This is a genomic window from Dinghuibacter silviterrae (assembly GCF_004366355.1).
Taxonomy (GTDB): Bacteria; Bacteroidota; Bacteroidia; order Chitinophagales; family Chitinophagaceae; genus Dinghuibacter; species Dinghuibacter silviterrae.
The window spans coordinates 2,162,300-2,177,157 of record NZ_SODV01000002.1 but is presented as its reverse complement, the minus strand read 5'-3'; the positions used below and the strand labels follow the sequence as shown (position 1 = coordinate 2,177,157).

At 59.6% G+C, this 14,858-nt stretch carries 10 protein-coding genes; 1 reads left to right on the top strand and 9 read right to left on the bottom strand.

The features are described 5' to 3' along the window. Window positions 1-14: 14 nt before the first annotated feature. From EDB95_RS26030 to EDB95_RS26010, 5 genes are all read right to left on the bottom strand, one after another. Window positions 15-1,070, bottom strand: coding sequence for a hypothetical protein (locus EDB95_RS26030; protein WP_133999618.1), 1,056 nt, complete (start codon window positions 1,068-1,070; stop codon window positions 15-17). A gap of 54 nt (window positions 1,071-1,124) precedes the next feature. Continuing rightward, on the bottom strand, window positions 1,125-2,885 hold the full coding sequence (locus tag EDB95_RS26025) for a hypothetical protein (RefSeq protein WP_133999615.1): 1,761 nt from the start codon (window positions 2,883-2,885) through the stop codon (window positions 1,125-1,127). Beyond that, window positions 2,849-3,844 (bottom strand): FecR domain-containing protein, encoded by a 996-nt coding sequence (locus EDB95_RS26020; RefSeq protein WP_133999612.1) that lies wholly within the window; start codon window positions 3,842-3,844, stop codon window positions 2,849-2,851. The genes EDB95_RS26025 and EDB95_RS26020 overlap by 37 nt, the downstream gene beginning before the upstream one ends. Then, the gene (locus EDB95_RS26015; protein WP_211352223.1) at window positions 3,822-4,430 is read right to left on the bottom strand and encodes an RNA polymerase sigma-70 factor; all 609 of its coding nucleotides are present in this window, start codon (window positions 4,428-4,430) and stop codon (window positions 3,822-3,824) included. The genes EDB95_RS26020 and EDB95_RS26015 overlap by 23 nt, the downstream gene beginning before the upstream one ends. A gap of 63 nt (window positions 4,431-4,493) precedes the next feature. Continuing rightward, window positions 4,494-5,003 carry a hypothetical protein gene (locus EDB95_RS26010; protein ID WP_133999609.1) on the bottom strand — a complete coding sequence of 170 codons (510 nt, stop codon included), beginning with the start codon at window positions 5,001-5,003 and terminating at the stop codon, window positions 4,494-4,496. A 77-nt stretch (window positions 5,004-5,080) separates the two neighbouring features. Between EDB95_RS26010 and EDB95_RS26005 the strand changes: the two genes are divergently transcribed. Continuing rightward, a complete protein-coding gene (locus tag EDB95_RS26005) occupies window positions 5,081-6,145 on the top strand; it encodes a terpene synthase family protein (RefSeq protein ID WP_133999606.1) in 1,065 nt (354 codons plus the stop codon). Here EDB95_RS26005 and EDB95_RS26000 read toward each other — a convergent pair. Genes EDB95_RS26000 through EDB95_RS25985 form a run of 4 tightly spaced genes read right to left on the bottom strand, consistent with a single transcriptional unit; the run spans window position 6,135 to window position 14,857 of the window. Continuing rightward, on the bottom strand, window positions 6,135-7,595 hold the full coding sequence (locus EDB95_RS26000; RefSeq protein WP_162852799.1) for a TolC family protein: 1,461 nt from the start codon (window positions 7,593-7,595) through the stop codon (window positions 6,135-6,137). The genes EDB95_RS26005 and EDB95_RS26000 overlap by 11 nt on opposite strands. Before the next feature lie 9 nt (window positions 7,596-7,604). Then, a complete protein-coding gene (locus EDB95_RS25995) occupies window positions 7,605-10,031 on the bottom strand; it encodes an ABC transporter permease (protein WP_133999600.1) in 2,427 nt (808 codons plus the stop codon). Between the two features lies 1 nt (window position 10,032). Continuing rightward, on the bottom strand, window positions 10,033-12,417 hold the full coding sequence (locus tag EDB95_RS25990; RefSeq protein ID WP_133999597.1) for an ABC transporter permease: 2,385 nt from the start codon (window positions 12,415-12,417) through the stop codon (window positions 10,033-10,035). 1 nt (window position 12,418) lies between these two features. Further along, window positions 12,419-14,857 (bottom strand): ABC transporter permease, encoded by a 2,439-nt coding sequence (locus EDB95_RS25985; protein ID WP_133999594.1) that lies wholly within the window; start codon window positions 14,855-14,857, stop codon window positions 12,419-12,421. Window position 14,858 lies beyond the last annotated feature (1 nt).

The window sequence follows — 14,858 nt, the reverse complement described above, 5'->3', positions numbered from 1 at the left end:
AAGAGCGCAGGAATTTACCAAAAATTCAGGCCAACAGCAGCGCCAACCCATACCACGGTTTGCTTACCCCAGGTCCGGGACGGCCAGCCGCCACCGGGGATGTCCGACACATGCGCACCGGCGGGCAGGTTCGACGAGGCGGTATACAAATTGACCGTCGGCCCCGCCGAAAGGCTCGCGTGGGGCGTGAGCCGGAAAGCCAGCGAGGGTTTGCCGCGGACAACCTCGCCCAGGTATTTCCAACTGTCGCTGAATACCTGCTGCTGGATGAGTTCACCGGAAAAAATCCACTGACGGCCCAGGGGCCACCGGGTACCGATACCGGCTCCTGCAGCATACGTTTTTGTCGTGGACCAGTCGTCAAAACCGGCCAGGAGGATTCCGTATAAGCGGGACGTACCGCTTTTAAAACCGACGGAGATGCCGGTAACGTCTTCCTCCCAAACAGATATTTGCCGGAAGCCATTCTTATGCACGATATTGACAAGACCGACGCTGTAGCCGGAGGAGGTGTCGGCCACGTTGACAATGCCGATCTGGACGCCCTTCAGGTGACGCGCCTGGTTGTAGAAGCCGGCGACCTGGGCACCGTGTACGGTGCCGCGGGTGAGGTTGGCGAGACCGGCGACTTGTGTGCCGCGCACAGAGTCACCGTCGGCGTTCGCGAGACCCGCGGCCTGGAGGCCCTTCAACGGTCGCCGCGCCAGGTTGAGCAACCCGGCGGCTTGCAGACCGCGCACCGGCCCACCGGCAATGTTGGCCAGCCCCGCCGCCTGGACCCCGCGCACCGAGTCTCCGACGTAATTGAAAACCCCCGCGGCCTGCACATAGCGAATACTGCGAAGGTCGATGTTGAATACGCCGCCCAGCTCCACGCCGTCGAGCCCACGCTCGACACCCCCGGCGAGGTTAAGGGAAATATGGTTGACGGTCTGGCGGTCGGCCCTGCCGTGGGTGCTGATACCGGGAAAGACGGAAACCTGCCACGGAAGGGGTTTGAAGGCGACGGAATCCTGGGCATGAACGGAGAGGGCGCACAGAAAAAAGAAGAAAATGGAAATGATACGCATGATCGTTGTATTGTTCTTATACGACAACCATGCGGCGTGTTACCCCTATTCCGCTTAAAAGAATAAAAGCCCCGCCGCCGCGCCGAAGGGGGGCACGTCCCTGGAATGCCGGCCGGACGGCACATAGAGCGATCCATAGGGTCCGGCAAATACGCTAACGGTATGGGACAACCGAAATGTGAGCGAAGGGCTCAGCCGGTAGACGGTGCCTTCTTCGTTCCAGTGCCGGTCATAGACTTGCCGGACGGCCACCTCGGTGGTGATCCCCCAGCGCCCGGCCAGGGGAAAGGCCCGGCCCGCACCGTACCCGATGGTGGGGCCGTCGGGGTTGTACCCGGCCAGTAAAATGCTGTAGAGCTTTGGGTTCCCGCTTCTGTAGGCGAGCGTCCATCCATCGTCATACGACACGGACACCTGGTGAAGACCGTGGCGGACAAAGCTGACCAGGCCGATGCTGTAACCGGAGGAAGTGTCGGCGATATTGATCAGGCCGATCTGGACGCCCTTCAGGTGGACGGCGTGGTTGTACAGTGCACTGGCCTGGAGACCGTAGACCGTTCCACGGCAGTCGTTGAAGGCCCCGGCGATCTGCGCGCCAAATACCTGGCCATGCACGACGTTGGCGCCCGCGGCGGCGAGGACCCCGCTGACGGAGCCATGTACGATGTTGGCGCCGCCGGCGAGAACAGCTCCCTGGACGGTGCCATGCACCAGGTTGGCGCCGCCGGCGATCAAGGCCCCGCTCGCGGAGCCGTACACCACATTGGCGCCCCCGGCGAGGATCGCTCCGCGGGCGGAATCCATATCGACATTGGCGCAGCCGGCGGCCTGGAGGCCCACCACCGTCCCACCGGCGATATTGAACGCGCCGGCGGCCTGGACATGCCGGACGCTCTTCCTGTCGAGGTTGAAAACGCCGGCGATTTCCACGCCATGGGTGCCGGCGCTGTAGCCGCCGATGAGGTTAAGGGACACGGTATTCGTGACCTGGGAGCCCATCCTGCCCTGGGTGCCGATGCTGGGCACGAGCGATACCTGGTAAGGTTTATCGGTAAAGAAGTGGACGAGGTTAAGGCTTTGGACGCGTTGGCGCGATGTTAGAAACAAACGGCCCCACCAACTGCGTTCGATGGACGACGTGATCACGACCGGGGTGATTTCGGTGACGGGGACGGGGCGGAGGAGCACCCGGCAATCGTGGCCGGACTCCGGTGTAAAGATCGTGTCCTCGTACCACTCTTTGCTAACGGCAAGAAACGGACCGTGTTCCCGGAGGCGGAGCCGGAAAAAACCATGTTCATCGGTGAGCGTGGACTGGAGCTTTTCCGGTTCATAGACGCTGGCGTTGGCCACGGGCATGCCGGTGGCCTGGTCGATAACGGTGCCGGTTACCGTGTACACGGCGGGTGGCGCGGGCGCGCGGACGATAATCACGTATCCGTCGCGCGGGACATATTGATAACGGGCACCCAGCAGCGCGTCCAATACCTGCCGGACGGAGCCGGAGCCCGAAAAGGAAACAAGGCTGTCACCAGGGAGGATGGTACTGTTGTAGGAAAAGGCAAAACTGCCGCGGGCGGCGATGGTGTCGAGCGCGGCGGCCAGCGGCAAGCGGTGCACGCGCAGGCTGATCCGCCGGTCCAGGACGCCCTGGGGACGCGCCTCCAAGACGCCCTGAGGACGCGCCCTCAAGACGCCCTGGGCACGGGCCTCCGGGACGCCTTGGGCGTGCACCCCGGATACGCAAGCGAGCAGCAAGGCGTGTAGAAAAAGCCCCCTCATCGGATGACGACCTCCTTTCCATTTCTTGTCCACGTCAGCCCCAGTGTCTGGGTGACGACGTTCAGGAGACTGTCCAGGGAACCAAACCGGTAGGTCCCGGTAAGGGGTTTGGTGTCGGTGTCCGGCGGGACCAAAAGGATGGGTACGTTGTACGCCTCGCTGACGGTGCGCAGGAGTTCGCCCAAGGGCGTCGCCCGGCAGACGAACAAGCGGGTGCGGTAATACTGATAGAGCTCGTCGCTGCTGGCCCACTTCAAAAGTCCTTTTTCATCTGCCTGCACCCTTTCCCCGGCGCTGATCACCTGGCGGTCCGCGCCAAGGCTGACCGCTACCCTACCCGTCTCGACCACGACCGCGACCGCGGAATCACGGGTCCGCACATTGAACGACGTACCCAGGACCTGTATGGTGGCATTGCCCGCGTGGACCACGAAAGGTTTGTACGCGTCGGGCGCGATGGTGAAAAAGCCTTCCCCTTCGAGAGTAACGGCGCGGTCCTTATATCGTAAGGTCGAGTGGGCGTTCAGGGTGACGGAGGAGCCGTCGGGCAGGGTTGCCGTCAGTGCGGCCGTCGGGGCATCCAGCACAAGGGGTCGGGACAGCCACCACCAGGTGGCCGCCCCGCCGAGGAGGAGCACCATGGCGGCGGCCACCATCCAGCGCAGGAGAACACGCCGGGCCGGCAGCGCGTCGCCCGGCTGCGACGCGCTCTGGCGCGGCCCGGATGCGCGCCGCCCGGCGCCCGGCGCCGTCCTCCGCTCCACAAACCGCTCCCAGGCGGCCTCCGGGTCCGCGCGGAGCTCCGGGGCGAGGGCCCGCCCGGTATCCCAGAGCAAGCGGAAGTCGTCGAAGTACTTGCGGTTGGCGGCGTCGAGGGCGCACCACCGGGTCACGGTTTCCCGCTCTTCCGCGGATGCCTCGCCCAGCAGGTATTTCACCAGGAGGCCGTCCATTATGGGATCGCGGGGATCACGATGCTGTGCTGACGACATGAACTATGGTGTTATAAAGAATGAATAAAAGTGCGGGCAAAAAATCGGCGAGCCGTTCCCGAAGGATGCGGAGGGCCTTGCCCATTTGATTTTCCACTGTTTTTACGGAGATATCGAGCACGCCGGCGATCTCGCGGTATTTGAGGGATTCGAAACGGCTGAGCTGGAAGATGGTGCGGCATTGCTCAGGGAGGTCGTTCATGGCTTTGCGGAGGCGGGCTTCCAGCTCGCGGGTACCGGAAGCGCCGGCAAAGGGCACGCCGGTAACGGGCTCGCCTTGCCGCGCGGCGTGGGCCTGGTAGACGCGGCGGACCTTGAGGTGTTTCCGGTGGTTGAGGCATTCGTAGTATACCGAACGATAAAGATAGGCTTCCACCGAAGTGTCGATGCGGATCCCGTCGCCTTTTTCGTAAAGCTTGACAAAGACGTTCTGCACCATTTCCTCGGCCTGGTGGCTTTCCCTGAGGAGGGTACACGCGTACGCGTGCAGCCGCGAGAAGTGGCTTTTGAACAGGCGTTCGAACGCGTCCTCCGTCAGGGTGGGTCCCGGGGGCAGTTCCTCCATGTAGTGGGTTTGTGCGGGCAAGTCCTTGGTTTTGATAAAAGACAACCCAGCGGATAAATACCCCTACAAGGTGGCGATTTTTTTTTAATTGATGGCGGTGACGTAGTAACGTCCCCTGATCTCCTGAAACCAAACCTCCCCCCTGCCGATCATGGCGCCCTGGCCATTCCGGAAAACCCGGTCGAGGCGCTGGCGGAAGATGGCGGTCTTCAAGGCGGGGGTAAACAGGTGGGTGTAGCGTTCTTTGAACCAGGCGGGGGACCCTGCGGCGCGGAGGGGGAAACGGACGTGGTCGGTGATGCTGTCGACCTGGTCCTTTTTCACCCAGTCTTTAAAAAGCATCAGAAAGCGCTTGAACCGTTCGGGGTTGTTGAACCCGGCGGCGGCCCAGGAGGTGGGCCTGCTGCCATCCTCAAAAACGGTATCGGGGGCATGGATCTGGGCTTCCAGGGAGTCGACGTCCTGGGGCGCCCCATTGCTGAGAGAGTCCTTTCCGCCAGGGGTCATCGTCGTGCTGTCGTACCGCTTCTGGGTGGAGGGACCTGAGTGACAAGCCCATCCGGCCAGGAGTAAACAAAGGATGAGAGGCCGCATGGCACAAAGGTAGGGCCGCACGGGAAAAATTCCCGAATTAAAAGCCCGTCCCGGGGGATTTACCCTAGTTTGTCCGTATGGAAATACCGGTTTTGCGCAACCCTTTTCGCTCGGCCATTAACCCTTTTGTACGGGAGGCAGACACGCAGGTGATCCAGTGGGTCCAGCACCATGGCCTGGCGACGGACGCGCAGTGGGCGGAAGGTTACCGGGCCAGCCGGTTTACGTGGTTTGCGGCCCGTTGTTTCCCGGACGCCGACCTGCCCCAGTTGTCGCTGGCGGCGGCTTTCAATGTCTGGCTGTTCCTGTTGGACGATAGTTGCGACGAAGTTCCCACGGGTCAGAAATACGAATACGTTCGCAGCCTTGCGACCGACCTGTCCCTGGTGCTGGCGGGCTATCCCGTCCCGGCGGCGGCCACAACCGCGGCCATGGCCGGGCCCACAGTTGCGGCCGCCGCCGGGCCCATAGCTGCCCCCATGGGTTCAACACTAGCCACCGCCCTGGAGGACCTGTGGGCGAGACTTCGGCAGATCTCGACCCCCGACTGGCAGGAGCACTTCGTCCGCGGTATGTACCGGTACCTGGATGCCTGTAAGCTGGAAGCCCAATGGCTGGATATGGAGGCCTGGCCCAGCCTTGCGGCGTATACACGCTACCGGCCCTACCTGGGGGCGGTTCACCTCGAACCGGCGCTGGCGGAAGTGTTGTGCGGTCACCACCTGAACCCGGTCCAGCGGAAGGATCCCCGGATCGAGATCCTCACGCTTTTGTGCTGTAATGTCGTCTGCTGGTCTAACGACCTTTTTTCCCTGGATAAAGAGTGGGCCAACGGGGACCGGTGTAACCTGGCCCTCGTCCTGGCGCACGAGCGGGAATACGACCTGGAGGATGCCATCCGGGAAGCGGCGGCGCTGCATGACCATGACGTCGCACGCTTCGCAGCGCTGGCGGAGGAGGTCCTCGCCGGGGCGGCGGCTGGGGCGGCGGCCGGGCTGAACACCGGGCCCCTGGCGACGACACCCGCCCTCGTACACTACGTGCACGCGCTTCAGCACATCGTAGCGGCGAACATGGACTGGAGCATCCACGATACGCGCCGCTACCGTTTCACGTTCGGTGAAGCCCGGTCTACAGCGTAAGCCTCCCCATATAGTAGTCCAGGATCTTCGACTGCAGGATGTAATTGTACTTGGCGCCGATCAGGTTGAGCGTCGCGCCGTCCAGGCTGTTTTTGGCACCCACGAATTCATAGCTGGTGATGACCCCGGCGTCGAGCCGCGCCAGCGCCGCGCTGTAGGCGGCCCCATAGTCGGACACTGCCTGCTGGAGCGCCATATAGCTTTTGTACGCGGACGTCATGTTGATATAGTCCGTAGCAATCGCCTGGCGCAGTTGGAGACGCGCGGTGGATTGATTAAACCGTGTTGATTCTTCGGTGATTCTGGCGTTCCGGACACGGGTCCTTGCACTAAACCCATTGAGGATGGGGACGCTGAGCTGGAGGCCCAGACTGTAGTTGATGTTGTTGGACAACTGGTATCCGTAGCGGAGGGTATTGGGTTGGTAATTTTTCTGGGAAACATATACGTCATAAGTACTGCCGCCAACCGTGACATATTGCTGCGTATTCTCCTGGGTCGTATTGACATAAGTCTCTCCCTGGGCAAGGTTGGAATAGTTGGTATTCATACCCCCGGTGAGGTATAGGACAGGCAGGAGCGTGCCTTTGGCGCCCTTCAAACCGTTCCGTGCGCTTTGTTCCTTCAGATCGACGGACTCGATCAACGGCAGGTGGACGATGGAATACGCATACATATCCTCTATGCTGGCCCCATAGGGGGAAGACGCGGCGGTATCGCCCACGGGCACGAGGCTGATGGACGAGGAATACTGGACGTTCATGTCTTTGGACAAGGCCACTTTTGCCGTTTCCAGGGTGTTGACGGCGGTGGCAACGGTTACGTCGTTCTGGCTGAGCTGCCCCTTCAGGGTGAAGTAGTCGCCGGGGTTGATCGATCCCTGTTGGTTTCTGGCGGCGTAGACCCGGACCTGTTCGCGCGTGGCCGAGTCCTGGACCATGGCCGCCTTTAATTGCTCCTGGGCGCTCAACACGCTGAGGTAGTCAAGGATGATCGTGATGGTCAGGTTGTCCTTGGCCTGTTGTACGTCAAACCCGCCCGCCTGGTAGGCTTCCCGGTTCTGTTTGAGGAAGTGCTGGAGGCTGGAGCCCGCCCAAAGCGTGACATACGCGGACAGGGAATAGCTGGCCGTCAGCTGGCTTTGGGAAACGTAGGAATAAGTATACGGGTTGATGCTCTTACCGGTGTATTCCTGGTGGTTGACCGTGAGCCCGACGTTGGGCAGCATGTTGCCTATGGCCTGCTGGTAAAGGGCCCGGTCGGTTTCCAGCGTCAACTGGCTGGTTCGAAGCGTGAGGTTGTTCTTTATCGCGATGTCCACACACTGGCGCAGGTTAAGCTGCTCATCCGGCACCCTCATCGTCGTATCCTGAGCATGTCCCGTGGCAATGATTCCACAGACGGCCATTGCCGCAAGCGCTCCTTTTACAAAATTCATGGATTGATGCATAGTATTCATTTATTCCGAACGTAGATTTTTGACAGGGTTGGCGGCCGCGGCCTTAATGGTCTGGATGCTGATGGTCACAAAAGCGATCAACAGGGCGGATACGCCGGCGGCCAGGAAGATCCACCAATGCACCGGTATCCGGTAGGCAAATCCTTCCAGCCAGCGGTGCATGGCGTACCAGGCCACGGGAAAGGCGATCAGGGCGGCGACCAGGACGAGTTTCAGGAAGTCCACCGATATGAGCCGCACGATCCCCGCGGTACCGGCGCCCAGCACTTTGCGGATGCCGATCTCCTTTACCCTTTGGGAAATGGTAAAGGCCGACAGCCCCAAAAGCCCCAGGCAAGCGATAAAGATAGCGATCCCGGCGAACAAGGTAAAGATGGATCCTTGACGGATCTCCGCCTTATAGATGACGTCGAAGCGCTGGTCCAGGAAAATGTGGTCGAAGGCCTTTTCGGGTATAAAGCGCTTATAGGTCTCTTCGATATGGTTCAGCGCGCCGGGGATATCGGCGCCGCTGATCTTGACGCTTACCTGACCGTAGAAGTTCGTCCTGGTTCCCCGGTAGATAAAGATGAGCGGGCTGATCTGCTGGTGCAGGGACTCGAAATAGATGTCGTTCATTACGCCGATGATCTTGCCGTCCTGGCCCCCGTACCGGATCTGGCGCCCCAGGGCGTCTTCGGGCGACTTCCACCCGAGTTCGGGCACGGCGGCCTCGTTGATGACAAAGGCGGCGGAGTCGGTCGCGTAAGCCCTGGAAAAGTTCCTACCCGCCTTCATCTCCATCCCGTAGGTGGGGATGAAGTCCTGGTCCACGGCGACGTATTTGAGGCTAAGGTTGGTGGGCTCCATCTTCCCGTTTTCGCTGATGTAGGTCCCCATCTCGTCCAGCAGGCGGCCGGTGGGGATGCGGGAGGAACGGGTTACGTTTTTGATGCGGCTGTCCTCCAAAAGCTGGTTGCGGAAGGCGTCGTAGGTGTTGTCCAGTTCATTTTGATATTGGAAAACGACGGTATAGTCCTTGTCATACCCCAGGGGTTTGTGGAGCATATACCGGATCTGCTGGAAGACGACCGACGTGCAGATGATCAGGACGATGGAAATGGCAAACTGGAGCACGACCAGGGCCTTGCGCAGGGAAAGGTCGCCGGTGCCCGCCTTGAAAAAACCCTTGAGGACCTTGACGGGTTTAAAACCCGAAAGGACCAGGGCCGGGTAAAGACCGGAAAGCACGCCCACCAGGAAGGGCAGCACCAGCAAGGGAACCGTCACCCCGCCCCATAACACACGCATGTCCAGGGTCCGGCCCGACAGGTCACCCATGTAGGGCAAGGCCGTATAGGCCAGGACGAGTGCCAGGACCATGGCCACCCAGGCGATCAGCACGGATTCGGCCAGGAACTGGAGGATAAGCTCTCCCCTCCCCGCCCCCACGGTCTTGCGGATGCCGATTTCCCGGGCCCTAAGTGCAGACCGGGCCGTGGCAAGGTTCATATAGTTGATACACGCGATGAGCAGGATAAAAAGCGCAATGGCGCCAAAGATGTACACCTTGACGATGTCGCCGTTCTCCTCGGCCTCGAAGTCGAGGTGGGAACGGAGGTGGATATCGGTCAGCTTTTGCAGCGTGAGCTCGGTGCCGGTGGACGCCTTGGTGCCGTCATTGTTGGGCTTCATGTGCCGGTCGATGAAAGCGGGGAACTGCGCCACCAGCGAGGCAACGGGATACCCCTTTGGCAACAGGACGTACGTCAGCACGGAATTGTTCCCGAAGTTGGTCCGGAGCTGTTCCTCTCCGTACAGGACCGTATCGCGGAGCGAGCTCCAGGACAGGAGCATCGACGGATGGATGTGTGCATTGCTGGGAAAATCCCTGTACACACCCGCAACCTTGAAGTCGACCTGGTCGTTGTAGCGGATGACCTTGTTCAGCGGATTATCCGATCCGAAATATTTGCGCGCCTCGGTTTCGCTCAGCAGGACGGTATACGGTTCTTTCAACGCGGCGGCGGGGTCACCCCCCGACACGGAGGTAACATCGAACACCTTGGGCATATTTTCGTCGGCAAAAACGGCGGCCTGTTCATTGAATTTCTTTTCCCCAAACCGCATCGGCAATACCCCGAACGGGAACACCTGTGTTTCCGCCTGTATGTCGGGAAAATCATTTTGCAGCAACGGTCCGAAAGGCGGGGCCACCGTCCCGAGGTGCAGGGACTCGCTGTGGTGGGCGCCGTAGAAGATACGCGTCACCCTGTAAATGCGGTCGGCGTTCCGGTTATAGCGATCGTAGCTCAGCTCGTGGAGGATATACACCAGGATCAGCAGGCAGCAGGTCAACCCGATGGTCAACCCTGACAGGTTGATAAAGGACGTCAGGGAATGTCTCCTGAGGTTCCTGATGGCCATTTTCAGATAGTTCTTGATCATATCATTCAGTTCTTAAGCTTTTAATTGGACTGGCCTTGGCGGTCCGTATCGCCTGGTAACAGACGGTGGCCAGGGCAATGGCAAAGGCGATGGCCCCCGAGGCGGCAAAGATCCACCAACTGACGGGCGTGCGATAGGCGAAATGCCGGAGCCATTCGTTCATGGCCCACCAGGCCAGCGGGCCCGCGATGGCAAAGGCGATCCCCACCAGGACAAGGAATTCGCGGGACAGGAGGTTGAACAGGTTGAGCATGCCCGCGCCCAGGACTTTGCGGATGCCGATCTCCTTGGTGCGTTGCACCGCGGTGAAAATGGACAGACCGAGAAGGCCCAGACAGGAAATCACGATCGCCAGGGCTGCAAAAATGACGGACAGCCGGCCGACGAGTTCCTCGCTCTTATAGAGTTTGGTGTATTCCTCGCTGGAGAACTGGTACGTGAAGGGGAATTTTGGGTTGAGCGTTTTACACAATTGTTCCAGGCCGGACAGCGCCTGCCGGGTCTTGCCGGCCTGGGTCCGGACGAGAAAAACGCCCTCGTTGTCTTTTTCCTCCAGGTGGATGACCATGGGGTTGACCACGTCGCGTAAGGAATGGAAATGGACGTCCTCCATAATCCCTACGATCCTTCCGGGATGGCCCCAAAAGGTTAAGGGTTGACCGATGGGATCTTTATACCCGATCTTGGCTACGGCCGCCTTGTTCAGGATATAGCCCACGGAGTCGCTGGGAAAGTCCCTGGAATAATCCCGGCCCTGGGCCATCTGCATCCCCATCGTCTTTGTAAAATCATAGCCTACGCCCAGCACGTTAAAGGCGGGCTTGGCTTTAGGGTCTTTGCCCGGCCATTGCACCCCAATCGTCCAATTGTCGACCTGGGTGGGCGGCTCGCCGGAAACGCTGACCATCGACACCCCGGGTAAACGGGTGGCCTCGGTGCGGAAAAGGTCTATTTTGCCCAGCAGGTCTCCTTCAATGGGGATGTACACCAGGTTTTCCCGGTCATACCCCAGGTTGGCCTCTTCCACGTAGCGGATCTGGCGGGATATGAGGATGGTGGAAATAATGAGCACGATCGACAGCACGAACTGGAACACGACCAGTCCTTTGCGGAACCAAAGCGCGCCGGGTCCTGCCCGGAGGGTCCCGCCCTTGAGCACCCGGACGGGGTTAAAGGCGCTTAGGACGAGGGCGGGATAACTGCCCGACAATATCCCCGATACCATCACTAAGCCCAACAGGAGCACCCAAGTCGTCCATAGTCCTAACGGAAGTGCGATCTGTTTGCCGGTCAACTGGTTAAAGGCGGGCAGAATCAGCTCCACCAGGATCATGGCGACCAGGGCGGATATAAAGGCCAGGACGATCGCCTCACCCATAAACTGACGGATCAGCAATCCGCGCGCGGCCCCCAGGACTTTGCGGACGCCGATCTCCTTCGCCCTTTTGATCGAGCGGGCGGTGGTCAGGTTCATGAAGTTGATACACGCGATCAGGAGGATGAACAGGGCCACCAGGCTAAACAGGTGCACGTATTCGATCCGGCCGCCGTCCGGGTGCCCGTCGGAGCCGAAATGGTTGTACAGGTAGACTTCCTTGTAGGGTTGGAGGTTCAATTCCACCTTCCAGCCGGGATTCGGTCCGTCCGCCGCCTGGATGAACTTGTCCAGGAAGTGCAGGATTTTTGGTGACACCGCTTCGGGCCGGGCGTGGGGATAAAGAAGCACATTGACCTCCGGGTTGAAGTTGTCCCAGGGTTTGAGAAAGGGATATTCATTGAGCAAAAAGTCCCAGTTCAGCACGAAATCGAACTTCTCGGAGACATTGGCAGGAAGGTCGTCGAAAACGGCCGTTACCTTGAAGTCGTGCTTGTTGTCGTAACGGATGGTCTGGCCAAGCGCGGACGCGGGATTGCCAAAGAAATTCACCGCCATTTGCCGGGAGATCGCGATGCTCAGGGGACCGCTCAGGGCGTCTTCAGCGCGGCCTGCCAACAGCGGGTAGCTGAACATGCGGAAATAGTCGCTATCGGCACTCGCGCCTTTTTCCTTGATCAACTTATCCCCCACCATGAATGTATGCACGTCCATGTCCAAGTACGTGGTGGCCATCTGGACCTCCGGGATGTCCCGCTTCAGTTGCCGGGCCAGTAACCCGGGCATGCCATATTGCCCGCCGGTCTTCCCGTCGAAATAGGTCCGGCCGGTGATCCGGTACAAACGATCCCCTTGAGCGTGGAAGGCATCCACGCTCTTTTCATCCTTTACCCAAAGCACGATGAGCAGACTGCAGGCCATGCCCAGCGCAAGCCCGGCGATGTTGATCGCAGAAAAACCCTTATTCTTCCAAAGACTGCGAAGTGCGACGATGATATAATTCCTGAGCATATTATTCGGTTCTTAGGCTTTTGACGGGATTGGCGAGCGCAGCCTTGATGGCCTGGAAACTCACCGTCCCCAACGCGATCAGGAGGGCCATCGCGCCGGAAGCGGCAAAGACCCACCAGCCGATGGAGACGTGGTAGGCAAAGTCCTCCAGCCAGTGGTGCATGGCCCACCAGGCCAGGGGGAAGGCGATCAACAGGGACACGACAACCAGCCCCAGGAAATCCCTGGAGAGCAGGGTGACGATATTGGCCACGGAGGCGCCCAATACCTTGCGGATGCCCACCTCTTTGGTGCGCTGTTCCGCTGCGTAGGTAACGAGCCCGAAAAGGCCAAGGCAGGCGACGAAAATGGCCAGGGACGCAAAGAAAAGCGCGATCCCGCCCATCCGTTGCTCCGAGGCGTAGATCCGGTTGAAGTCGTCGTCCATAAACGAGTAGCTGAAGGGCTGGGACGGCGCCATCGACGTCCATAGGTTCCGGACCCTATCCAGCAGACCGGGCAGGTCGTTGGTGTGCATGCGGATGGCTACCCCGCCAGGGGCGCTCCCTACATACAAGGCCAGGGGGGTCACCACTTCCCTCAGGGAATTGAAGTTGAAATCCTTCACAACGCCGATGATGTGCAGGGTTTGTACATTCCCGGGCGCATTGCCGCCCCGGAAATCCCGGAGGGCGTACAGGTTTTTGTCAAGGGGCCTGGTCGTCCCCAATAGTCTTACAGCGGCTTCATTGACGATGATGCCGATGGAGTCGGTCGGGAATTGGCTGGAAAAATTCCGTCCTTCCGACATCCGCATCCCCAATGTGGGGATATAGTGTTCATCCACCCCCCATATCTGGAGGGAGATCGCTTTTTTGGGATCGAGCGTGGCATCCTGGAACAAAGGATTGTCGTCCCGGTTACTGCTCGTGGGCAAATACCCGGTGACCGTCACGTCCTCGACACCGCCCAGGCGCAGCAGTTCATTCCTGAAGACGGTGGCCTGCTTTCCAAGGACCTGTGTATTGGAAACGATCAACACCTGCTCGCGGTTAAACCCGACGTCTTTGTGCCGGATAAACTGGAGTTGGTTGTAGATCACCACGGTACCCACGATCAGAAAAATAGAGATCGAGAACTGGAAGACCACCAGCGTGCTCCGGAGCCAGCCGGTTCTAAACCCGGTGGACAAGACACCCTTGAGGACCTTGATCGGCCGGAAGCTGGACAGGTAGAAGGCCGGATAGGCGCCCGCCAGCAAACCCACCACCAGGGCAATCCCCAGGAGCACCCCGATCAAACCGGGCCGGTCCAGCAGGTGAAGCTGCATGTCTTTACCCGCAAGATGATTGAAGGACCCCAACGCCAGTTCCACCAACAACATGGCCAGAACGAGGGACATCAGGCTGACCAGGATGGATTCGGTGAGGAACTGGCCGATCAGGTTTTGCCTCAGCGAGCCCAGCGTTTTACGCACGCCCACTTCCTTGGCGCGGCCGGCGGACCGGGCCGTGGACAGGTTCATAAAATTGACACAGGCGATGAGCAGGATGAACAAGGCCGCCGCGGAAAAAATATAGATATACTGTATGTCGCCATTGGCCCCCAGCTCCGCCGTTTTGTTGGAATGGAGGTGGATGGACGTCAGGGGCGTCAGCATGTAGTGCGCAAAGTTGCCCTGTTTGCGGAAGGCATCCGCGCTGATGTTTAGGATTTGCGCCGCCTGGGGCATCAGATACCGGTCGACCAGGCCGTCGAATTGTGCATCGAGCCGCTTGGGGTCGGCCCCCTTCCTCAGGACGATATAGGTGTTGTAATTGTTGGATACCCAGATGTTCTGGCGGCTGTCTGGGTTAGACGCCATGGAGATGAAGATGTCGAAATGGAAGTGGGACTGGGTGGGCATGTCCCGGATCACCCCGGTCACTTTGTACGGAACGGAGTCGTTCACCGTCAGGACGCGACCTACGGCCTGATCCGTATTGAAATACCTCCGCGCCACCGATTCGGTGATGACCACGCTGGAAGGCGCTACCAGGGCCGTTTTGGGATCACCCTGGATCATGGGCAGTGTAAAAACGTCAAAGAGCGTTGAGTCCGCATAGATGACATTGTTCTCCTGGATATTCTGATTGTCTTTCCGTACCAGGAAGCTGTTCCAGTATCCGCGGAAACGGACGTACTGCTCTACTTCGGGATAGTCTTTTTTAAGCGTGGGTCCCATGGGATCCGGGTCCACCGCCAGGACGAAGTGGTTCCCGCCAAAACGGAGGTCGGCGTCGACGCGATAGATGCGGTCGGCTTTTTCGTTATACCGGTCATACCCCAGCTCATCGAGCACGAAGAACAGGATCAGCAGACAGGTGGCCAGGCCAACGGCCAGACCGGCTATATTGATCGCGGAAAAACCTTTGTTTTTCCAAAGGTTCCGGAAAGCGACAATAAGGTAGTTCTTAAGCATA

Excerpts from the sequence above, each read along its gene's own strand:
- EDB95_RS26010 (WP_133999609.1), bottom strand. The coding sequence starts at position 5,003 with ATGCGGCCTCTCATCCTTTGTTTACTCCTGGCCGGATGGGCTTGTCAC.
- EDB95_RS26030 (WP_133999618.1), bottom strand. The coding sequence starts at position 1,070 with ATGCGTATCATTTCCATTTTCTTCTTTTTTCTGTGCGCCCTCTCCGTT.
- EDB95_RS25985 (WP_133999594.1), bottom strand. The coding sequence starts at position 14,857 with ATGCTTAAGAACTACCTTATTGTCGCTTTCCGGAACCTTTGGAAAAAC.
- EDB95_RS26005 (WP_133999606.1), top strand. The coding sequence starts at position 5,081 with ATGGAAATACCGGTTTTGCGCAACCCTTTTCGCTCGGCCATTAACCCT.
- EDB95_RS26020 (WP_133999612.1), bottom strand. The coding sequence starts at position 3,844 with ATGTCGTCAGCACAGCATCGTGATCCCCGCGATCCCATAATGGACGGC.
- EDB95_RS25990 (WP_133999597.1), bottom strand. The coding sequence starts at position 12,417 with ATGCTCAGGAATTATATCATCGTCGCACTTCGCAGTCTTTGGAAGAAT.
- EDB95_RS26000 (WP_162852799.1), bottom strand. The coding sequence starts at position 7,595 with ATGCATCAATCCATGAATTTTGTAAAAGGAGCGCTTGCGGCAATGGCC.
- EDB95_RS25995 (WP_133999600.1), bottom strand. The coding sequence starts at position 10,031 with ATGATCAAGAACTATCTGAAAATGGCCATCAGGAACCTCAGGAGACAT.